The organism is Telluria beijingensis (genome assembly GCF_030770395.1).
Classification (GTDB): Bacteria; Pseudomonadota; Gammaproteobacteria; order Burkholderiales; family Burkholderiaceae_D; genus Telluria; species Telluria beijingensis.
Map to the genome: position 1 here is coordinate 644,790 of NZ_CP132480.1, position 20,035 is coordinate 664,824.

Consider the following 20,035-nt stretch of genomic DNA (forward strand, 5'->3'; position numbering starts at 1 on the left):
TCGTTGTGTACGCCAAACACCCTGTTTAGGCGATAATCGCGTTTTCTCCAAAGAACTTCACGCATGTCCATCCGTCTGATCGTCGGCCTCGGCAACCCTGGCCCGGAATACGAACAAACCCGCCACAACGCCGGCTTCTGGCTGGTCGACAACCTGGCCAACAGCCTGCCGGGCTGCCGCCTGCAGCGTGAATCGCGCTTCAATGCCCTGGTGGCCAAGACGTCGATTGCCGGCAACGATGTCTGGCTGCTCGAGCCGCAGACCTATATGAACCGCTCCGGCCAGTCGGTCGGCGCGCTGGCGCGCTTCTATAAAATCAATCCGGACGAAGTGCTGGTCGTGCACGATGAACTGGATTTGCTGCCCGGCGTCGCCAAGCTCAAGAAGGGCGGTTCCTCGGGCGGCCACAATGGCCTGAAGGACATCACCTCTGCGCTCGGCACCCAGGAATACTGGCGCCTGCGCCTGGGCATCGGCCATCCGCGCAGCCTGGGCCTGCAGCAGGGCGTGTCCGACTTCGTGCTGCACCGCCCGCGCCGCGAAGAGCAGAGCCTGATCGAAGAATCGATCGACAAGAGCCTGCGCATCATCCCGCTCGCCTGCGAAGGCAAGCTCGACGTGGCGACGATGCAGTTGCATACGGCCTGATCAATCATCCTCCCCTGACCACGACCTGCGCGCGCAGGTCGCGCAGCATGCGCTCGAGTGCTGGCCGCATGCGCCGGTAGTCGTCGGGCGAGCAGGTCGCCGCCGTGTGCCGGAATTTCAATTGCCGCTTCACCGTCACCAGCGCCCCACGCCGCTGGTAGTGCGAGCGGTAGGCGAAATTGATGTCGTCGACCTTGACCGCGCGCGGCAGCGCCATCACCTGCGAGCGCTTCGGCAGGTGGAAGCGCAGCTCGTCCTCGGCATCGATGGCCGGGCAGATGAATTCCTGGCGCCGCTCCGGTTCTTGCGTAAAAGCGAACACGGCATCGCCCAATCCGCCCCAAAAATTGTAGGTGGTCGCCAGCCCCGCCGGGCCGGGCAGTTGCGTAAAGCCGCTGCTGGCGCCGCGGAACGACAAGGTGTAGTCGTCGGCCACGCCTTCGGTATCGCCTGGCTCCAGCACGCCGCTCCCTTGCTGTCCAAGCCCTTGCAGCATGCGTTCGACGAAGCGGTCGCGCTCGGCCGGCGGCGTGGCGCGCACGACGCGCCGGTAGGGCTCGGCCTGGGCGCCGCTGCTGGTGCGCGTGACCTTGAAGCGGCTGCTGCCGTCGGGCTGGATGTCGAACTGGGTAAAGGTGCGGCTGCGCGCCTGCTGGAAGAAGGGGATCATCGCGAATTCGCCCGAACGCGCCAGCACCGCCGGCTTGCCAAGCAGGGACGCGGGCAGGAAACCGCCCGCCACCGATTCGGCGGTCGGGTCGAGATACAGCTGCAGCGAGGGAATGTAGACGATCGCGTGGTTGAGGACGCCGAGCGTGGGCACATCGGGCAGGCGGTAGGCGTCGCCATTGTTGACCAGCGCGACGGTGCTGTCGATGCCGGAACTGGCCAGCAGGGCTTCGAGCAGGGTCGCGTGATCCTTGCAGTCGCCATAGCGGTTGGCCAGCACGCTGGACGCCGCATGCGGCACCACGCCGCCGGGGCCGAGGTAGACGCCGACGTAGCGCACGTTCTTGCGCACCCAGTCGGACAGGGCGATTGCGCGGCTGCGGCGGTCGAGGGTGGCGCCCGCGATGCTGGCCGCTAGCGCCGCCACCGTATCGTCGGCGAGCGCCTTGCCGGCAGCACGTTCCTGGTAGGCGCGCGCAAACGCCGCATAGTCGGCAAAGGTCGACACCGCGAGCCGCTTGCCGTAGTCGAGATAGCTGACCGAATCGGCCTCCAGCCGCGCATTGTCGCCGTCGACGTAGCGCCAGGCATGGCGGCGCTTGCCGGCTGCCGGCGCCGGCATGCCGGTGGCCGCGACCGGATCGAAGCCCACCGCGTCGGCGTGCAGGGGCATCGTCGCCGGCATGTCGTAGACCAGGCGAAAATCGCGGTGGCGCTGGAAGCGCGCCGCGGTCAGGTCTTCGAAGTGGCCGGGGAATAGCGGCGTGTGACGCCGCACGACATAGCGCACCGCGACCTTGTCGCCGGCCTCGACGTCGGGGAAGACGACAATCTTGAGGCGCGTGTCCTGGAACATCGGGGCGTCGATCGAGGCGGCCTCTTGCTGGTCGCGGATCTGGTGCGGCTGCACGGCCAGGCGCCGGCCGTCGGCCTTGAGGGTATGCGCCTCGACCGAGACGACTTCGTCGAGCGACTGGTTGTAGCCGATGTAGAACTGGCCGTGTTCGTGCAGCGCCGCGCGGTTGACGATGGTCTTGGCCTGCTCGACCGTCAGCGTGTAGGCGCCGCTGGTCTCGACCACGAAGTGCTGGACGTAGCGGTCCACGATCACCGAGCGGTCGGTGCCGCTGTCGGCGTCGAGCGCGCGCGCCATTGCCGGCAGCGAGCACAGCAATGGACATAGAAGCAGACACAGCATGACGACGAAGCGCAGATGCATGACACTCTCCGGACACGCGACCGGCCCATGTTACGCAGCGGTGCGGTGGCAGGATTGATCGGGCGCAAGTAGGTGCTTGTTGCGATATTCCTGCGATAATTTCGGCATGAAGGCGCTTACTTTTCATGCCGGGCCGCGGGCCATGGCGCAGATTGCAGAACATGGCTTGCGGGCCCAGGACGTCGCCATCGTGCCGGCCGCGGCGGGCGGTCCCAAGGGCTTGATCTTCCAGTCGCTGGATCAGTGGATGTTCGGCGAATGGTTTCCTTCGAAGCCGCGCGAACGCACCCTGATCGGCGCGTCGATCGGCGCCTGGCGGATGGCCGCGGCCTGCCAGAAGGATCCCGCGAAGGCGTTCGCCCTGCTGGGCGAGCTGTATGCGGGGCAGCGCTACACGAGCCTCAAGCCCACGCCGCAGGACATCGACGAGGTCGTGCAGGCCCTGCTGGGAGAACTGGTGCGCGGGCATGAAGACGACATCATCCAGCACGAGCATTACCGGCTGCACCTGCTGACCGTGCGCGGGCTGCGTTCGCTGGCGGCGCCGGCGCACCGCTATGCCGAGATGCGCGGCTTTTTGTCGGCGGCGCTGCACAATGCCGGTTCGCGCGCCTGGCTGGGGCGCTTGATGGAGCGGGTCGTGATCGGCGATGCGCGCAGCCAGGCGCCATGGCTGCGCGAGCGCTTCGACAGTTTCAATACGCATTTCTCGACGCTCACGCGCGACAACCTAGCGTCCGGCCTGCTGGCTTCGGGCACGCTGCCGCTGATCATGAAGGCGGTGACCGGCATCACCGAGGCGCCGGCCGGCAGTTACTGGGATGGCGGCATCATCGACTATCACCTGGCGCTGCCGTATTCCCGGGCGCAGGGCGAGCTAGTGCTGTATCCGCACTTCACCCGCCACATCGTGCCGGGCTGGCTCGACAAGGGTTTCCCGTGGCGGCGCGCGGCGCGGGGCGCCAATCGTGGCTGGCTTGATAATGTAGTGCTGGTGGCGCCATCCGAGGAATTCCTGCGGACTCTGCCGCGCGGAAAACTGCCGGATCGGGCTGATTTCAAGTTCTATGGCTTGGACCATGACGAGCGGATTCGTACCTGGAAGCGCGCGATCGGGGAAGGGGAGCGCCTGCGCGACGAGCTGGCCGAGTTTGCCCTGCGGCCGGACCTGGGGCGCATCACCCCGATCTAGCTTGTCAGAGTGAAAACCCGACCGTTGTAGCGGGGACTGGACGCGCCGGTTTTTGCGGCAGTTGGCCCTGGCCGGGTTACAATGCAGGGTTTGGAGCGGTTCATCGATCGCTCGCGTTCACCGAATTAGGAATAGTATCCATGACCCTCAAATGCGGCATCGTCGGCCTGCCCAACGTTGGCAAATCCACCCTGTTCAACGCACTGACCAAGGCCGGCATCCCGGCTGAAAACTACCCGTTCTGCACGATCGAGCCGAACGTGGGCGTGGTCGAAGTGCCGGATCCGCGCATTGACGCGCTGGCTGGCATCGTCAAGCCGGAGCGCGTGGTCAAGGCCATCGTCGAATTCGTCGACATCGCGGGCCTGGTGGCCGGCGCGTCGAAGGGCGAGGGCCTGGGCAACCAGTTCCTGTCGCACATCCGCGAAACCGACGCCATCGTCAACGTGGTGCGCTGCTTCGAAGACCCGAACGTGATCCACGTGGCCGGCAAGGTCAGCCCGATCGACGACATCGAAGTCATCCAGACCGAGCTGGCGCTGGCCGACATGGGCACCGTCGAGAAAGCCATCCACCGCGAGCAGAAGAAGGCGCGCTCGGGCGACAAGGACGCGGCCAAGCTGGTCGCCCTGCTCGAACGCCTGATGCCGCACCTGAACGAAGGCCAGCCTGTGCGCACCCTGGGCCTGGACAAGGAAGAGATGGCGATCATCTATCCGCTGCACCTGATCACCGCCAAGCCGGCGATGTTCGTGGCCAATGTGTCGGATACCGGGTTCACCAATAATCCGCTGCTGGATCAGCTGACCGAGTTTGCCAACAAGCAGAATGCGCCGATCGTGGCCATTTGTGCGGCGATCGAGTCGGAGATTGCCGAGATGGATGATGCGGACAAGGCGGACTTCCTGGGTGATATGGGTATGGATGAGCCGGGTCTGGATCGTTTGATTCGTGCGGCGTTCAAGCTGCTGGGGCTGCAGACTTACTTCACCGCGGGTGTGAAGGAAGTGCGCGCGTGGACGGTGGCGATTGGTGCGACTGCGCCGCAGGCGGCGGGCGTGATCCACACCGACTTCGAGCGTGGGTTCATTCGCGCGCAGACGATTTCGTATGATGATTTCCTGACCTACAAGGGTGAGTCGGGCGCCAAGGAGGCGGGCAAGATGCGCGCTGAGGGCAAGGAATATGTGGTCAAGGATGGGGATGTACTGAACTTCCTGTTCAACGTCTGATTATCTAATAGCCGATAAAAACCCGACATGGTTCTTTCGGGTTTTTATCTGTATGTCTTTTTCGCAGCTTTGTAAATTTGTTATAAAAATTTACTTAACTTTGAAGGCTGTAGCGTAGAAGATCTTCAGCAGTGATTTTTGAAGACATTACGAGTTGGTAATGCCGTTCTTCGACTACTTTTACACTCCCATCTTGTGATGTTAACTCGAACATTGCAATTCGGTTATCGCTCATAAATTGGGCGGAGATGCAACGACACGTTAAAGCCGGGTATTTTTCGGCACAAAACTGCTGATCTTGCATGGTTTGCACAACGCCGTGTTTATCTGTTCCGCCCTTCGCTTGGACAGGGATAATGAAATGTCTGCCGTGTTTGTCCACCGCAACATATACTTCATCAATCTCAATCTGGCCTACAGTCTTGACAGAGGTACGAAGATGGTTTTGCAATGAATAAGAAGCGACACCTAAAAAAATGTCAATTAGCCGATTATATCGAACTTTTGCAAGCAATGCTTGCTCATCATCGAGTGCATAAGCGGAAATAATCTCTGGAGTAGCATCAGGTATCTTGGTGGCAAGTAAATCCGCCCTCGGTACTAATCGGTGGAACGGATATAGCTTGAATTCATATTTGGCTCGGCCTGCGCCGATGATTGCCCATTCCATTCCGGCTGGTGCTGTGGAAATAATTCCCTCTGGAAAATCTATCCGATAGCGTAGAGCGTATATCACATCTCCCAAATTTTTAGGCAGCTTGATCTCATAAGTCTCGGCGGCCCAAATGATGTCATCTCTATCAAAAGGTACGTGCGTAGCGCCTTCCTTATAATGCTTAAAAAAAATTGCCTCTACAATGTCACGATAAGAGTTTGAGACCGCTTTCTTCTGGGTTGTTGCTGACTTCGACATGATTGTTCTCAATTGTAATCGAATCTTGTATTCGCCGCACTCGCTGTGCAATGACATCACGTGACACAGCAAAGTAAGCAGCTGCCGCCCCCATATTCATTGAAAGCAATGCAGGGTTTCCAAGCTTTATCGATGTGCTTGGCTTGGCAGGAAGCTCACCCAATGCGGCAAGAACGGAAGATGCAACAGCTCGACCAAGTAACGGTGGAACGCTATTACCAATCTGGCGGAAACCATGCCACTTTGTGACATGTAACCTAAACCAATCGGGATATGAGTGCAGTCGGGCAGCTTCGCGCACAGTGATTACTCGGGGAAACACTGGATGAATAGGTCTTGGCGATGTATGAGCACCGCGCGCACTATCTGTGCCAGCACGAAGAGTATTACAGAGTCCATCAGGATTTAATCGAAGGAAACGACTGATACTTTCCGTTTTTCCAGGAACGGTAGCAAGAAAACGAATTTTCGACGCTTCCGTGTGTTCCGTTTGTAAGCTACACGTCAGTCTATTTTTATCGAATTTTCTTTTGTAGCTGTAATCTTCTTGATCGATTTGTTGGCCACGTAATCGACGTGCGTATATAGAAGTGGTCTTCCATTCGACCTCAACATTATCTACGTCTCGAAGACTTGCGAATTTATCGGCATCTGGTAAATCGCCCAATGCATCCCATACTGATACCTTTCTTTCAGAAGGTTGGGGATATTGCGGAAGCACTTGATCGTGCCTTGCTGCCATCAGAAAAAGACGTTCTCGAGATTGTGGAACACCGAAATTCGAGGCATTCAACACCTTGTAAGGTAACACTACCTGATAACCCGCATCATTTAACTCTCCAATCAGTTCAGAAAGAAACTGAGCATGCTTACCAAGGGTTAAACCTTTAACATTTTCAAACACACAATATTTCGGTTGAAGCTCTCGTACGAGCCTCACGTAGTGGAAGACAAGTTGGTTACGTTGATCATCAAATGCCCGCTTGCCAATCATCGAAAACCCTTGGCAAGGCGCACCACCAAACACAACGTCAATTTCTCGATCTTGTAAATTGCTCAACGAACGAATCTGATCGCCTGTGACGTCTACGACACTGGCGCAAATCGTCTTAGTGTTAGGAAAATTGTACTCGTGCGTAGCACAGTGAATGGGATCAATCTCCACCGCGGCAGCAATGTCGAAGCCTGCTTGCTCAAAACCTAACGAAAGTCCTCCTGCCCCAGCGAACAAGTCAATTCCAATTGGACGCGCCATCTAATTTTCCTTCTACAACTACAACAAAAAGCAGTATCTTATCCTGTTACTCTACAAAAGTTCATATTTGTTTTTAGTTTCCTGAAAGAAATTGTTGCAATTGCATCGCTAACTCATTGCTATTGCGTATTTCGCATTGCCATATAGTCAACACTCTCCAACCTAGGTGTGTGAGTGCGTCGACATTTGAGACATCTCTCGCTCTGTTCTTGGCAATTTTTGGCGCCCAGTATTCAAGTCTGGATTTAGGTAGCATGCCTTTGCTGCATCCATGTCCATGCCAGTAGCATCCATGGACGAAAATTGCTTTCTTCTTACCAGGAAAGACGATGTCGGGTGTGCCAGGTAGGTCTTTCCGATGCAAAAAGTAGCGATACCCCATCCGATGGAGAAGTCGTCGAACAACTAACTCCGGCCCAGTGTTCTTTTGGCCCACGGACTTCATGATGTGCCGACGTTGTGACGGTGATCGAGTATCAGACAACGAAATCTCACTTGTTTTGCGTGACAATCGGAAGGTTACTTGATCGGCGGATGTAGTGGAAAACTGGAGGTGTGAACGTTGCACTCATGGAATTCGTTTGCAATCATCATGCGCTGCTTTCCTAGTAACGTGACCCTTTCCTTCGAAGATTCAGCGCTTTACAGTGGCGTCAGTGTGATCGATGCCATACCATTGCACATCGATTCCTTTACAGCGTGAAAGCATGTCGTTCTTGACCGAACTCGTCCTCTACCCGATCAAATCCTGCGCCGGCCTATCCGTGCCCGAAGCGACACTCGCCCTCGACGGCCTGTCCGCAAACGGCATACACGACCGCGAATGGATGATCGTGACCCGCGAAGGCCTGTTCCTGACCCAGCGCGAATACCCGCGCATGGCGACCATCACGCCGCGCGTCGAAGGAAATGAACTGGTCGTAGAGGCCCCATCCATGCCGCCGATCCGCCTGCTGCTTTCACACGACAACAATGCGCCAGCAATCGAAGTGCTCATCTGGGACGACCACGTCCTCGCCGCCGATTGCGGCGACAATGCCGCCGCCTGGTTCTCCGACGCCGTCGGCGCCCCATGCCGCCTGGTGCGCTTCCGCCCCGACGTCGTGCGTCCCAAGATCAGCAAATGGACCGACGGCTTGCCCGCCGCCGCCCGTTTCTCGGATGGCTACCCAATCCTGCTGATCGGCCAATCCTCGCTCGACGACCTGAACGCCAAGCTGAAAAACGCCGGCCGCGAAGCACTACCGATGAACCGCTTTCGACCTAATATTGTGGTCGAAGGCATCGACGCCTTCGAAGAAGACTTTGTGGCCACCTTCAGCGACAACGATATCGCGCTGCGCCCCGTCAAACCCTGCGCCCGCTGCCCGATCCCATCAGTCGACCAAGCCACCGGCATCCCCGGCCCCGACCCCCTCGACATCCTGCAAACCTACCGCGCCAACGCCCGCATGGAAGGCGCCGTCACCCTGGGCATGAACGTCATTGTCGAGAAAGGCATCGGCCTCACCCTGCGCGTCGGCCAGCAACTCGACGCCGAGCTCGCCTTCTAGCCCTGCAATACACCGGTGACACGCAACAGTGTCGCAAATTCGCCCATTCCCGTATCGTCGGCGACTTGGACAGGCGTTTTTTCATATCCAAGCCAGGGTGGATGGCGTAATGTTACGGTTATTGCTGAAAGGAATGCTCCATGCATGAGCCGAGCGCGTCGACGCGAGAACTGATGGCGGAAAACGAGACCTTGCGCGCGCGCATGGCGTACCTGCTCGAGCAGGCCGAACGCAACCACGAAATCATGTGCCGCCACCAGGCTTTTGACCTGCAGATCGTGGGCGCCGGCAGCTTCCCGGAACTGGTCGGCACGATCTTCCGCACCTTGCCCGTGATTTCGGAACTGGACATCGTCACTCTGTCCCTGGTCGACCCGAACGCCGACATCTATACCGTCATGCACCGCTTGGGCGTCGACTTCGAACAACTCCCCAACCTGATGTTCTGCGAGCACGCGGTCGAACTGGGCTTCGACATGTCGCCCGAACGCCGCCCGCGTCCGATCCTGGGCGCCTATGCGCCGGCCCAGCACTGCGCGATGTTCCCGCATCCGCCCGCTGGCCTGCAGAGCGTGGCCCTGGTGCCGCTGCTGCGCAATACGCGCCTGATCGGCAGCCTGAACCTGGGCAGCGCCGACCCGGCCCGCTTCACCCCGAGTCTGGGCACCGATTTCGTCGAGCATATGGGGTCGATCATCGCGATCTGCCTCGAAAACGTGATCAGCAACGAGATGCTGAAGTACATCGGCCTCACCGACTCGCTCACCGGCGTCTACAACCGCCGCTACATGGACCGGCGCCTGCAGGAAGAAATCGCGCGCGCCCGGCGCCAGGGCTATCGCCTGTCCTGCATGTACATCGACATCGACCATTTCAAGCGCGTCAACGACACCGTCGGCCACCAGGGCGGCGACGATGTGCTGCGCGAGGTATGCGGCCGCATCAAGGCCGAGCTGCGCATGTCGGATGCGCTGGGGCGCTTCGGCGGCGAGGAATTCGTGGTGCTCCTGATAGACGCCGACCTCGAAAGCGCGAGCATGGTCGCGCAGCGCATCCGCGCCAGCGTAGCGGCGATCCCGGTGGAACTCACCACCGGCGAGCGGGTCGACGTGACGGTATCGATCGGCGTCGCCGCGCTCTCGGATTTCGCACGCGACAACGCGGTCGAAGGCGTGGCGCAAGAGCTGGTGGCGGCGGCTGACGCCGCGCTGTACCAGGCCAAGGCCGGCGGTCGCAACAAGGTCGTCACGTTCGCCTGACCGGTGCCGTCATAGCAGCCGGTCCTCGGCCCGGCTGACCGCCTCCCCATCCCCGCGCACCACCACCACGTCGCCCGCGGCCAGCACCACCTGCGGCGCCGGCTCCACATCCTCCCCGCCGCGCCGCACTACCGTCACCTCGGCCGCCACATCGTCCAGCCGCAGCGCTTCCAGGCTGCGGCCCACGCAGGATGCCTGCGCATGCAGCCGCACCGAATGCAGCCGCACATGTCCGGGCTCCAGGTTCGCACCGCTGTCGCTCGCGCCGTGGAAGTAGCCGCGCAGGGCCGCGTAGCGGTCGTCGCGCGCCGCCTGCACTCGGTGCACCACGCGCCGCAGCGGCACGCCCAGGGTCACCAGCGCGTGCGAGGCCAGCATCAGGCTGCTTTCCAGCGCCTCCGGCACCACCTCGGTGGCGCCGGCCGCCTTGAGCACGTCCATGTCGCCGTCGTCATGGCTGCGCACGATCACCGGCAGCGTCGGCGCCAGCTCGTGCACCAGGTGCAGCACCTTCAGCGCCAGGCGCGTATCGGCGAATGTGATCACCAGGGCGCTGGCGCGATGGATTCCCGCCGCCACCAGGCTTTCGCGGCGCGCCGCGTCGCCGTACGAGACGGTGGCGCCGGCCGCCTGCGCCTCTTGCACCCGTTCGGGGTCCAGGTCGAGCGCATGCCAGGGCAGCGCTTCTTCCTTCAGCAGGGTCGCCAGGCTCTGGCCGCTGCGCCCGAAGCCCGCGATGATCACGTGATTCTGGGTCTTCATCGTTCGCGTGGCGATCCGGGTCAGCTGCAGCGACTGCATCATCCATTCGTTGGCCGCGAGCTTCATCGCGATCCGGTCCATATTGGCGATGATGAAGGGCGCGAGCAGCATCGACAGCACCATCGAGGCCAGCACCAGCTGCATCACGAACGGGTCGACCAGCTTCGAGCCGGAGGCGTGATTGAGCAGCACGAAGCTGAATTCGCCGGCCTGGGCCAGCGCCAGGCCGGTGCGCAGCGCCGTGCCGGACGAGGCCCCGAAGGCGCGCGCGAGCAGGGCGATCAGGCCGAATTTCAACAGCACCGGCAGCGCGAGCAGGAGCAGCACCAGCCACCAGTGTTCCAGCACCATGCGCAGGTCGAGCAGCATGCCTATCGTGATGAAGAACAGCCCGAGCAGCACGTCGCGGAACGGCTTGATGTCTTCTTCCACCTGGTGTTTATAGGGCGTCTCGGAGATCAGCATGCCGGCCACGAAGGCGCCCAGGGCCAGCGACAGGCCGGCCTGCTCGGTGATCCAGGCCGCGCCCAGCGTCACCAGCAGCAGGTTGAGCATGAACAGCTCTTGCGAGCGGCGCTTGGCGACGAGCGTGAACCAGCGCCCCATCAGCTTCTGGCCGAAGAACAGCAGCAGGGCCAGCACCAGCGCCGCCTTGAGCGCCTCCACCCCAAGGGTGATCGCCAGGTCTTCCGGATCGCGCGCCAGCGCCGGAATCATGATCAACAGCGGCACCACCGCCAGGTCCTGGAACAGCAGGATGCCGACGATGCGCCGCCCATGCTCGCTCTCGAGCTCCAGCCGCTCGGTGAGCAGCTTGACCACGATCGCGGTCGACGACATCGCCAGCGCCCCGCCCAGCGCGAAGGCGGCCTGCCAGCCGAGCGGAATCTGCGGGAAGGCGTACGCCGCCAGCAGCCCGATGCCCATGGCCGCCACGATCGTCGACACCACCTGGGCCAAACCGAGTCCGAACACGATGCGCCGCATCGAGCGTAACTGTCCGAGCGAGAATTCGAGCCCGATCGAGAACATCAGGAACACCACGCCGAACTCGCCCAGCGCATGGGTGGTGGGACTGTCCTCGGCCAGGGCCAGGGCGTGGGGGCCGATCAGGACGCCGACGGCGAGGTAGCCGAGCATCGGCGGCAGTTGCAGGCTGCGAAACAGGACCACGCCCAGGACGGCGCAACCCAGCAGGAGGAGGGTGAGTTCAAGACCGGAATGCATCGGCGAAGTGGTGGACTAGCAGGGCTAAATATTGATTTTATTGCACGACCGGAGTGTGCTCCGGCGTGCGCTTGTTATCGTTTGTTACGTCTGGCAAGTTTTTTGCTTTCCCAATTCGTTTATACTGCCAGAATGAGTGTAATCGATGAAAAAATAATGCTGAAAAGTTTTGACGAGGCCCTGGCCCGGCGCGTGCTGGAACTTGGTCGCGAAACGCTGGCGATCGAGGCCGACGCTATCCGCGCGCTGCATGCGCGTCTGGGCGACGACGACAGTTTCATCAACGCCGCAAGGCTGATCTTCGGCTGCGACGGCCGCGTGGTCGTGTCCGGGATGGGCAAGTCGGGCCACATCGGCCGCAAGATCGCTGCCACCCTGGCCTCCACCGGCACCCCGGCCTTCTTCATGCATCCGGGCGAAGCCGCGCACGGCGACCTGGGCATGGTCACCAAGAACGACGTCGTGATCGCCATCTCGAACTCGGGCGAGTCGTCCGAGATCCTCGACATCCTGCCGGCCGTGAAGCGCCTCGGCGCGCGCGTGATCGCCATGACCGGCAAGCCGGCGTCGCGCCTGGCCCGGCTGGCCGACGTCCACCTGAACATCGCGGTGGACAAGGAAGCCTGCCCGCTCAACCTGGCGCCCACCACCAGCACCACCGTCACCCTCGCCATGGGCGACGCACTAGCCGTGGCGCTGCTCGACGCGCGCGGTTTTCGCGAACAGGACTTCGCGCTGTCGCATCCAGGCGGCGCCCTGGGCCGGCGCCTGTTGACGCATGTGCGCGACGTGATGCGCAGCGGCGATGCGGTGCCGAGCGTGCGTCCCGAGACCTCGCTGGTCGAGGCGCTGCTGGAAGTCACCCGCAAAGGCCTCGGCATGACCGCCATCGTCGACGCCGAAGGCCGTCCGGTCGGCGTGTTCACCGACGGCGACTTGCGCCGCGTGATCGAGCGCATGCACGATTTTTCGAACGTCCAGATCCGCGACGTGATGCACGCCAATCCGCGCCGCGTACGTCCCGACCAGCTGGCGGTCGATGCCGTCGCCGTGATGGAAGAATTCCGCATCAATCAGATGCTGGTGGTCGACGACGACGACCGCCTGGTCGGTGCGCTGCACATCCACGACCTGACCCGCGCCAAGGTGATCTGATGAGCGATACCTTCATTCCTGCCATTACCCCGCTGGCCCATATGGAACGCGCGGCGCGCATCAAGGTCATGATCTTCGACGTCGACGGCGTCCTGACCGACGGCAGCCTGACTTATGGCCCCGACGGCGAAGTCACCAAGACCTTCAACGTGCTCGACGGCCTGGGGATCCAGCTGTTGAATAAAACCGGCGTGCAGACCGCGATCATCAGCGCGCGCCTGTCGCCGATCGTCGTCAAGCGCGCGGCCGATCTGGGCATCTCGCACGTCCACCAGGGCATCCACGACAAGCGCATCGGCTTCGCCAAGCTGTTGGAAGCCACCGGCTTCACGGCCGAGCAGTGCGGCTACATCGGCGACGATGTGATCGACCTGCCGCTGTTCGCGCGCGTCGGCTTCGCCGTCGCCGTGCCGTCCGGCCATCCGGAGGTGCAGCACCGCGCGCACTACGTGACGAAAAACGGCGGCGGCCGCGGCGCGGTGCGCGAGGTGTGCGACCTCGTGATGCGCGCCCAGGGCACCTACGACCAGGCGCTCGCGCCGTACTTCGCCTGAGGCCACGCACCATGGCCACCGTCGTCCAAAACAAGCGTACCGCGCACCGCTGGAATCTCCTGGCGATGATCGTGATCGGCACCTTCTTCGCCTTCGGCAGCTTCTGGCTGCTGCAGCTGATGCAGGCATCCGACATCGACGCCCAGCTGGGCGGGCCGCCGGACGAGCCGGACTACATCGTCGAGAACTTCTCCTTCGTGCGCATGACCGAGAACGGCCAGCCGAGCTACCTGATATCGGGCAAGCGCCTGGCCCATATCCCGAACGGCGACGTGTCGCATGTCGAGGCGCCGGTGATGCGCGGCGTCGAGCCGGGCCGTCCGCCGATGACGGTGGTCGCCAAGACCGCGCAGATCTTCCACCAGGAGCACCGGGTGGAGCTGATCGACGACGTCGACCTGCAACGTCCCAAGACCGCGCAGAGCGAGTTCCTGCACGTGCGCACCCAGGCGCTTACCGTGCTGCCCGACGAAGAGATCCTCAAGACCAATCTGCCGATCGACATGCAGCTCGGCGCGTCCAGCGTCAAGGGCACCGGCATGGTCGCCAACAACGCGACCCAGCAGCTGCACCTGGCCAGCCGGGGCCAGATCGTCTATCCGCCGCGCCAGCGCTGATCCCGTGATGCGAAGCGCCGCGTGCCAAACCGAGACCATCAATCGACTATGAACAAACTACTTGCTGCCGTATTCCTTTCCCTGCTGTCGCTGACGGCATCCGCCGAGCGCGCCGATTCGCTCAAGGAGGCGGTCATCACTTTCGACTCCGGTGACCTCGACCAGGTGGCCGGCGTGCGTACCGTGAGCGGCAACGTGATCCTGTCGCGCGGCACGCTGGAGCTGCGCTCGGACCGCGCCGTGATCCGCGAAACACCGGAAGGCTATATGACCGTGACGCTGACTGCGGCGCCGGGCAAGATCGCCACCTTCCGCCAGAAGCGCGACGGCGGCCCCAACCTGTGGATCGAGGGCCAGGCCGAGCGCATCGAATACGAAGACCGTACCGAACTGGTGCGCCTGTATTCGAACGCCATGGTCAAGGAGCTGGAAGACGGCCGCATGACCAACCAGATCACCGGTCCCTTCATCTCCTACGACAACCGCAAGGAAGTCGCCACCGTGCGCAACGATACGAGCGGCCAGACCAAGCCCGGCGGCGGCCGCGGCACCCTGATCCTGTCGCCCAAGCGCGCGCCCGCGGGAGGCGCGCAATGACGGCGGTCCCGATGGAACTCGGCGATTGCAGCACCCTGGTCGTCAAGGGCCTGCAGAAGAGCTATGGCAAGCGGCTGGTCGTGCGCGACGTCTCGCTGCAGGTCGAATGCGGCGAAGTGGTTGGCCTGCTGGGACCCAACGGCGCCGGCAAGACCACGTCGTTCTACATGATCGTCGGCCTGGTGCCGTCGGATGCCGGCTCGATCGACATCAACGGCACCGACATCACGAGCCTGCCGATCCACCGGCGCGCGGTGCTGGGCCTGTCCTACCTGCCGCAAGAGGCGTCGGTATTCCGCAAGCTGACGGTCGAAGAGAATATCCGCGCCGTGCTCGAGCTGCAGAAGGACGACGGCAAGCCGCTGTCCAAGGACCAGATCAACGAGCGCCTGGACACCCTGCTGGCCGATCTGCAGATCGAGAAGCTGCGCGAGAACCCGGCGCTGTCGCTATCGGGCGGCGAGCGCCGCCGCGTGGAAATCGCGCGCGCGCTGGCCACCAATCCGCGCTTCGTGCTGCTCGACGAACCGTTCGCCGGCGTGGACCCGATTGCCGTGATCGAGATCCAGCGCATCGTCCGCTTCCTCAAGGAGCGCAAGATCGGCGTCCTGATCACCGACCATAACGTGCGCGAGACGCTCGGTATCTGCGACCGCGCCTACATCATCAACCAGGGCGCGGTGCTCGCATCCGGCCGCCCCGACGACATCATCGCCGACGAGTCCGTGCGCCGCGTCTACCTCGGCGAACACTTCCGCATGTAAGTGACCGGCGCCCGATGAAACAGTCCCTGCAACTCCGCACTTCGCAACACCTGGCGCTCACGCCACAGCTGCAGCAGTCGATCCGGTTGCTGCAATTGTCGACGCTCGAACTGCACCAGGAGATCGAGCAGATACTGGGCGATAACCCCTTGCTGGAACGGCTCGACGATCCGCTCGACCGCTCGGTGCGCCTGCTGGCCGACGGCGCCATCAACAACGCGCCGGGCAATGGTGAAGCGCCTCCCGCGCCCGGCCAGCAGGCCGAAGGCGAAGCCGCGCCGGCGCCGGCGGGCGAGGGCGAAGGCTTCGAGGGCGGCGCCGACGGCGAGCGCGGCGACGCCGACTGGAGCGAAGGCGGTTCCGGGTCGTCGGGCGGCGGCGGCGAGGACGAAGACGGCCGTCCGCAGCTGGAAGCCTGCGCCATCACCTTGCGCGAACACCTGATGGAACAGGTGCGCGAAGCGACGTTGTCGGCGCGCGACCGGGCGCTGGCCGAGCTGGTGATCGATGCGCTCGACGACAACGGCTACCTGGAAGAAGCGCTCGACGAGATCCATGCGCGGCTGCCCGAAGAACTCGAGGTCGAGATCGACGAACTGCGCTGCGCGCTGGCGCTGGTGCAGAGCATGGACCCGGTGGGCGTCGGCGCGCGCAGCGCGGCCGAGTGCCTGGCGCTGCAGATCCGGCGCATGCCGGGCGTGCCGCTGGTCACGCGGCGCATGGCGTTGACCATCGTCGAGGGTTACCTGAGCTGGTTCGCGCAGCGCGAATACAGCAAGCTGAAAAAGGCGCTCGACTGCGACGACGAAGACCTGCGTGAAGTGCAGGCCGTGGTCCGCCAGTGCAATCCGCATCCCGGCGCGGCCTTCGCCGCGAACGTCTCGGACTACGTGGTGCCGGACGTGATCGTGCGCCGTGTCAAGGACGAGTGGGTCGTCATGCTGAACCCGGACGTGATGCCGCGCCTGCGCGTCAACAGCCTGTACGCCAGCCTGCTCAAGCAGGGCAAGAGCGAAGCCCAGATGGGCGCGCAGCTGCAGGAAGCGAAGTGGCTCATCAAGAATATGCGCCAGCGTTTCGACACCATCCGCCGTGTGGCAGAGGCGATCGTCGAGCGCCAGCGCAACTTTTTCTCGCACGGCGCGGTTGCCATGCGGCCCCTTGTTTTACGCGAGATTGCTGATACACTAGGCCTACACGAGAGCACGATTTCTCGTGTCACAACCCAGAAATACATGCTGACCCCGCACGGCATGTTTGAGTTGAAGTATTTCTTCGGCAGCCACGTTGCCACCGAGGCGGGAGGCGAAGCATCCTCGACGGCAATCCGTGCGCTCATTGCACAATTGACAGGAGCAGAAGACCCTAGGAATCCCTTATCCGACAGCAAGATCGCGGAGATGCTCGGGGAACAAGGCATGGTCATTGCGCGCCGGACGGTTGCAAAATACCGTGAAGCCCTCAAGATACCCCCTGTAAGCCTCCGCAAGTCCTTGTAACTGCGCCGTCCACACACCTCGTGCCTTGTCGCGTTCCTGTGGTCCACACGGTGCAACATTTTCAAAGGAGTGTGTATGAACCTCACAATCAGTGGCCATCATCTCGAAGTAACCCCCGCCATCCGTGAATACGTTCAGAATAAGCTCGAGCGCATCATTCGCCATTTCGACCAGGTGATCGACACCCACGTCTTCCTGGCCGTCGACAACCTCACTGAAAAAGAAAAAAGGCAGAAAGCAGAGATCAACGTCCAGGTGTCGGGCAAGACCCTGCACGTGGCAAGCGTCGCGCAAGACCTGTACGCCGCGATCGACACGCTGATGGATAAGCTGGACCGTCAAATTCTCAAACACAAGCAAATGCTGAAGGACCATAGCCGGACCTCGATCAAACGCATGCCGGAAAACGGCGGCGAAGATGCTGCTGTCGCCTGATCAGGCGCAGGGCTCACACTAGCTAAGGGCGTCTGAGGGGACGCCCTTTTTGCATCCAGCCTCCTGTTTTGCGCATTGCGCGGGTTCGGTAGAATGCAGGTCTCTCCATTACGGACCATGCCATGACCGACCACGTCCTGACCCGCATCGCCAACCGCACCGGCATCATCACCCTGGACCGCCCGAAGGCGCTCAATTCGCTGTCGCTCGAGATGGTGCGCGCGCTTACCGATGTGCTGCACGCCTGGCGCGACGATGCCGCGGTCGATGCGGTCGTGATCGCCAGCAGCAGCGAGAAAGCCTTGTGCGCCGGCGGCGACATCCGCTTCTTCCATGAGGTAGGCCATGCGACGCCGATGGGCGGCAGCGCGCTCCTCGAGGATTTCTTCACAGAGGAATACGCGCTCAACCACCTGATCCATTTCTATCCGAAGCCGTATATCGCCATCATGGATGGCGTCGTGATGGGTGGCGGCATGGGCATCGCCCAGGGCGGCCCGGATTGCGGCCTGCGCATCGTCACCGAGCGCACGAAGATGGCCATGCCCGAGGTGAACATCGGCCTGTTCCCGGACGTCGGCGGCAGCCATTTCCTGTCGCATGCGCCGGGCCAGCTCGGCAACTACCTGGGCCTGACCGGCCTGACGATCGGCGCCGCCGATGCGCTGTACGTGGGCCTGGCCGACGTGTTCGTGCCCGGCGCCGAACTGCCGGCCCTGCACGCGCTGATCGCCGCGACGCCCGGGGCCGAGCTGCCCTCGGCGATCCGCGCCTTCGCGGCGCCGTTCGCGCAGCAGGCGGGCGAGAGCGTGCTGCAGGCCCACCGCAGCCTGGTCGACACCCACTTCGGCGCCGCCTCGGTGGCCGCCATCATGGCCTCGCTCGACGGCGACGCGACGCCGTTCGCGCAGAAAGCCTTGCAGGCGATGCGCCAGCGCTCGCCGCTGATGATGTGCGTGACGCACGAGTTGCTTGCGCGCGGCGCCGCGCTCGGCGTGGCCGACTGCCTGCGTATGGAGCGCTCGCTGGTGCGCCGCAATTTCGAGCATGGCGAGGTGCTCGAAGGCGTGCGCGCGCTCGTCATCGACAAGGACAACGCGCCGCAGTGGAATCCGCCGTCGCTCGAGCAGGTGACGTCGGAGATGGTGGCGCGCTTCTTCGAACCGGTGTGGCCTGGGCATGCGCATCCGCTTAGGTATCTCGCATAAATGTTTCCATGCATATTCATTTTTGCGTGACAGCCTGGCGTCAAGGTGTGAACATCGGATCTTCATGATCTGAAAGGAAGCCCGATGCGTCTGCGTGCCTTGCTGCTCTCGATGACTTTATGCGGCGGCGCCGCCGCCCAGGATTACCAGCCCGCCTTCGATCCGAGCCGGCTCAAGGGCCCGACTGCAGGGGCGTTTAATGAGATCATGGTGCTCGGTTCGCCCCACCTGTCGCAGCTGCCGAAGACCTTGCAGCCAGCGAGCCTGTCCCTGCTCAACGACCGGCTGTCGGCGTGGAAGCCGCAGGCGATCGCGGTCGAGGACCGTTCCGGGCCGCAGTGCGATTTCATGCGCCGCCATGCCGCCCGCTATCAGGAAGCAGTCGACAGCTATTGCTGGGACACGGCGCCGGCCATGAAGGCAACCGGACTCGATGTCCCGCAGGCCACCGCCGAAGCCGAAAAGCTGCTGGCCGCATGGCCCGCGGCGCCATCGAGCGCCCAGCGGCGGCGCCTGGCGGCCGTGTTCCTGGCTGGCGGCGAGGAAGCGTCGGCCATGGTCCAGTGGTTCCGCCTGCCGGCCGCGGAACGCCGCGCCGGCGATGGCCTGGACGATGCCCTGGTCGCGCGGCTGAACAAGCTCGAGGCGCGTCCCAACGAAAGCGTGATGATCGCGGCGCAGCTGGCGGCCCGGCTCGGTCATGAGCGCGTGTACGCCATGGACGACCAGACGGCGGGCCGTCCGTACACCGATCGCAAGGCGGCCGGCGAGGCGATCATGAAGGCCTGGGACAATGCGGCCAATGCCAGGCGCAAGAAGGAGGACGAGGTCCTCGACCAGGGCGTGGGCAGCGCCGAAGGCCTGCTGGCGATGTACCGCGCCTACAATTCGCCCGCCCACGTCGCGGCGAGCTTCGAGATCGATTTCGGGGCGGCGATGAACGAGCCGTCGCCGCAGCGCTTCGGCCGTAATTACGTGGGCTACTGGGAGACGCGCAACCTGCGCATGGCGGCGAACATCCGCGACGTGGTGGGCGTCATGCCGGGCACGCGGCTGCTGGTCATCGTCGGGGCGTCGCACAAGGGGTATCTTGAGGCCTACCTGCACCAGATGCACGATGTGCGGCTGGTCGATACGGCGCCGTTGCTGCGTTAATTGATCGTCGGCGTCGATCGGAACGCTGGCTCATGGTGTAGGGTTGGCGGCTTCGCCGCCGACGCGGTGATAGTTGGCGGCGAGATCATTAGGAACGTGATCGGAACCGATAACGATCACCG

The 20,035-nt window shown here is 62.6% G+C and carries 19 protein-coding genes; 14 read left to right on the top strand and 5 right to left on the bottom strand.

Annotation, left to right across the window (positions count from 1 at the left end):
- Window positions 1-63: 63 nt before the first annotated feature.
- Window positions 64-648, top strand: coding sequence for an aminoacyl-tRNA hydrolase (gene pth, locus Q9246_RS02920; protein WP_306395317.1), 585 nt, complete (start codon window positions 64-66; stop codon window positions 646-648).
- A 4-nt stretch (window positions 649-652) separates the two neighbouring features.
- Here the strand turns inward: pth and Q9246_RS02925 are convergent, their stop codons facing one another.
- Window positions 653-2,536, bottom strand: a complete 1,884-nt coding sequence (locus tag Q9246_RS02925) for a DUF3857 domain-containing transglutaminase family protein (protein WP_306395319.1) — start codon at window positions 2,534-2,536, stop codon at window positions 653-655.
- Window positions 2,537-2,678: 142 nt separating this feature from the next.
- Here Q9246_RS02925 and Q9246_RS02930 point away from each other — a divergent pair, with 142 nt between their 5' ends.
- Window positions 2,679-3,728 carry a patatin-like phospholipase family protein gene (locus tag Q9246_RS02930; protein WP_306395321.1) on the top strand — a complete coding sequence of 350 codons (1,050 nt, stop codon included), beginning with the start codon at window positions 2,679-2,681 and terminating at the stop codon, window positions 3,726-3,728.
- Window positions 3,729-3,868: 140 nt separating this feature from the next.
- A complete protein-coding gene (gene ychF / locus Q9246_RS02935; RefSeq protein WP_306395322.1) occupies window positions 3,869-4,960 on the top strand; it encodes a redox-regulated ATPase YchF in 1,092 nt (363 codons plus the stop codon).
- 94 nt (window positions 4,961-5,054) lie between these two features.
- Here ychF and Q9246_RS02940 read toward each other — a convergent pair whose 3' ends face one another.
- The 3 genes from Q9246_RS02940 to Q9246_RS02950 form a co-directional block, all read right to left on the bottom strand.
- Window positions 5,055-5,873, bottom strand: a complete 819-nt coding sequence (locus Q9246_RS02940; RefSeq protein WP_306395324.1) for a hypothetical protein — start codon at window positions 5,871-5,873, stop codon at window positions 5,055-5,057.
- Window positions 5,821-7,128 (bottom strand): DNA cytosine methyltransferase, encoded by a 1,308-nt coding sequence (locus Q9246_RS02945; protein WP_306395326.1) that lies wholly within the window; start codon window positions 7,126-7,128, stop codon window positions 5,821-5,823. Before Q9246_RS02945 ends, Q9246_RS02940 begins: the two co-directional genes overlap by 53 nt.
- A 73-nt stretch (window positions 7,129-7,201) precedes the next feature.
- On the bottom strand, window positions 7,202-7,696 hold the full coding sequence (locus tag Q9246_RS02950) for a very short patch repair endonuclease (RefSeq protein WP_306395327.1): 495 nt from the start codon (window positions 7,694-7,696) through the stop codon (window positions 7,202-7,204).
- A gap of 139 nt (window positions 7,697-7,835) precedes the next feature.
- Between Q9246_RS02950 and Q9246_RS02955 the strand changes: the two genes are divergently transcribed.
- Both Q9246_RS02955 and Q9246_RS02960 read left to right on the top strand, forming a co-directional pair.
- Window positions 7,836-8,681, top strand: coding sequence for an MOSC domain-containing protein (locus Q9246_RS02955; RefSeq protein ID WP_306395329.1), 846 nt, complete (start codon window positions 7,836-7,838; stop codon window positions 8,679-8,681).
- A 140-nt stretch (window positions 8,682-8,821) separates the two neighbouring features.
- Window positions 8,822-9,940 carry a GGDEF domain-containing protein gene (locus Q9246_RS02960; RefSeq protein ID WP_306395331.1) on the top strand — a complete coding sequence of 373 codons (1,119 nt, stop codon included), beginning with the start codon at window positions 8,822-8,824 and terminating at the stop codon, window positions 9,938-9,940.
- Window positions 9,941-9,949: 9 nt separating this feature from the next.
- Here Q9246_RS02960 and Q9246_RS02965 read toward each other — a convergent pair whose 3' ends face one another.
- Window positions 9,950-11,929 carry a monovalent cation:proton antiporter family protein gene (locus tag Q9246_RS02965; RefSeq protein ID WP_306395333.1) on the bottom strand — a complete coding sequence of 660 codons (1,980 nt, stop codon included), beginning with the start codon at window positions 11,927-11,929 and terminating at the stop codon, window positions 9,950-9,952.
- 132 nt (window positions 11,930-12,061) lie between these two features.
- Between Q9246_RS02965 and Q9246_RS02970 the strand changes: the two genes are divergently transcribed.
- The 9 genes from Q9246_RS02970 to Q9246_RS03010 all read left to right on the top strand — a co-directional run bounded on the left by Q9246_RS02970 (window position 12,062) and on the right by Q9246_RS03010 (window position 19,913).
- Window positions 12,062-13,084 (top strand): KpsF/GutQ family sugar-phosphate isomerase, encoded by a 1,023-nt coding sequence (locus Q9246_RS02970; RefSeq protein ID WP_306395335.1) that lies wholly within the window; start codon window positions 12,062-12,064, stop codon window positions 13,082-13,084.
- Window positions 13,084-13,638: a KdsC family phosphatase gene (locus Q9246_RS02975; protein ID WP_170976697.1), complete on the top strand. Its 555-nt coding sequence runs from the start codon at window positions 13,084-13,086 to the stop codon at window positions 13,636-13,638. The genes Q9246_RS02970 and Q9246_RS02975 overlap by 1 nt, the downstream gene beginning before the upstream one ends.
- Window positions 13,639-13,649: 11 nt before the next feature.
- Window positions 13,650-14,255 carry an LPS export ABC transporter periplasmic protein LptC gene (lptC, locus tag Q9246_RS02980; RefSeq protein ID WP_306395336.1) on the top strand — a complete coding sequence of 202 codons (606 nt, stop codon included), beginning with the start codon at window positions 13,650-13,652 and terminating at the stop codon, window positions 14,253-14,255.
- A 48-nt stretch (window positions 14,256-14,303) separates the two neighbouring features.
- Window positions 14,304-14,852: a lipopolysaccharide transport periplasmic protein LptA gene (gene lptA / locus Q9246_RS02985; RefSeq protein WP_306395338.1), complete on the top strand. Its 549-nt coding sequence runs from the start codon at window positions 14,304-14,306 to the stop codon at window positions 14,850-14,852.
- Between the two features lie 11 nt (window positions 14,853-14,863).
- Window positions 14,864-15,616, top strand: coding sequence for an LPS export ABC transporter ATP-binding protein (lptB, locus tag Q9246_RS02990; protein WP_422802374.1), 753 nt, complete (start codon window positions 14,864-14,866; stop codon window positions 15,614-15,616).
- A gap of 14 nt (window positions 15,617-15,630) precedes the next feature.
- Window positions 15,631-17,115 carry an RNA polymerase factor sigma-54 gene (locus tag Q9246_RS02995; RefSeq protein WP_306395341.1) on the top strand — a complete coding sequence of 495 codons (1,485 nt, stop codon included), beginning with the start codon at window positions 15,631-15,633 and terminating at the stop codon, window positions 17,113-17,115.
- A gap of 75 nt (window positions 17,116-17,190) precedes the next feature.
- Complete coding sequence (gene hpf, locus Q9246_RS03000; RefSeq protein WP_306395343.1) at window positions 17,191-17,550, top strand: ribosome hibernation-promoting factor, HPF/YfiA family; 360 nt, start codon at window positions 17,191-17,193, stop codon at window positions 17,548-17,550.
- Between the two features lie 122 nt (window positions 17,551-17,672).
- Window positions 17,673-18,758 (top strand): enoyl-CoA hydratase/isomerase family protein, encoded by a 1,086-nt coding sequence (locus tag Q9246_RS03005; protein ID WP_306395344.1) that lies wholly within the window; start codon window positions 17,673-17,675, stop codon window positions 18,756-18,758.
- 84 nt (window positions 18,759-18,842) lie between these two features.
- Window positions 18,843-19,913, top strand: a complete 1,071-nt coding sequence (locus tag Q9246_RS03010) for a DUF5694 domain-containing protein (RefSeq protein WP_306395345.1) — start codon at window positions 18,843-18,845, stop codon at window positions 19,911-19,913.
- Window positions 19,914-20,035 lie beyond the last annotated feature (122 nt).

Coding starts and splice junctions, on each gene's coding strand:
- pth (WP_306395317.1), top strand. CDS start 64: ATGTCCATCCGTCTGATCGTCGGCCTCGGCAACCCTGGCCCGGAATAC.
- Q9246_RS02925 (WP_306395319.1), bottom strand. CDS start 2,536: ATGCATCTGCGCTTCGTCGTCATGCTGTGTCTGCTTCTATGTCCATTG.
- Q9246_RS02930 (WP_306395321.1), top strand. CDS start 2,679: ATGGCGCAGATTGCAGAACATGGCTTGCGGGCCCAGGACGTCGCCATC.
- ychF (WP_306395322.1), top strand. CDS start 3,869: ATGACCCTCAAATGCGGCATCGTCGGCCTGCCCAACGTTGGCAAATCC.
- Q9246_RS02940 (WP_306395324.1), bottom strand. CDS start 5,873: ATGTCGAAGTCAGCAACAACCCAGAAGAAAGCGGTCTCAAACTCTTAT.
- Q9246_RS02945 (WP_306395326.1), bottom strand. CDS start 7,128: ATGGCGCGTCCAATTGGAATTGACTTGTTCGCTGGGGCAGGAGGACTT.
- Q9246_RS02955 (WP_306395329.1), top strand. CDS start 7,836: ATGTCGTTCTTGACCGAACTCGTCCTCTACCCGATCAAATCCTGCGCC.
- Q9246_RS02960 (WP_306395331.1), top strand. CDS start 8,822: ATGCATGAGCCGAGCGCGTCGACGCGAGAACTGATGGCGGAAAACGAG.
- Q9246_RS02965 (WP_306395333.1), bottom strand. CDS start 11,929: ATGCATTCCGGTCTTGAACTCACCCTCCTCCTGCTGGGTTGCGCCGTC.
- Q9246_RS02970 (WP_306395335.1), top strand. CDS start 12,062: ATGAGTGTAATCGATGAAAAAATAATGCTGAAAAGTTTTGACGAGGCC.
- Q9246_RS02975 (WP_170976697.1), top strand. CDS start 13,084: ATGAGCGATACCTTCATTCCTGCCATTACCCCGCTGGCCCATATGGAA.
- lptC (WP_306395336.1), top strand. CDS start 13,650: ATGGCCACCGTCGTCCAAAACAAGCGTACCGCGCACCGCTGGAATCTC.
- lptA (WP_306395338.1), top strand. CDS start 14,304: ATGAACAAACTACTTGCTGCCGTATTCCTTTCCCTGCTGTCGCTGACG.
- lptB (WP_422802374.1), top strand. CDS start 14,864: ATGGAACTCGGCGATTGCAGCACCCTGGTCGTCAAGGGCCTGCAGAAG.
- Q9246_RS02995 (WP_306395341.1), top strand. CDS start 15,631: ATGAAACAGTCCCTGCAACTCCGCACTTCGCAACACCTGGCGCTCACG.
- hpf (WP_306395343.1), top strand. CDS start 17,191: ATGAACCTCACAATCAGTGGCCATCATCTCGAAGTAACCCCCGCCATC.
- Q9246_RS03005 (WP_306395344.1), top strand. CDS start 17,673: ATGACCGACCACGTCCTGACCCGCATCGCCAACCGCACCGGCATCATC.
- Q9246_RS03010 (WP_306395345.1), top strand. CDS start 18,843: ATGCGTCTGCGTGCCTTGCTGCTCTCGATGACTTTATGCGGCGGCGCC.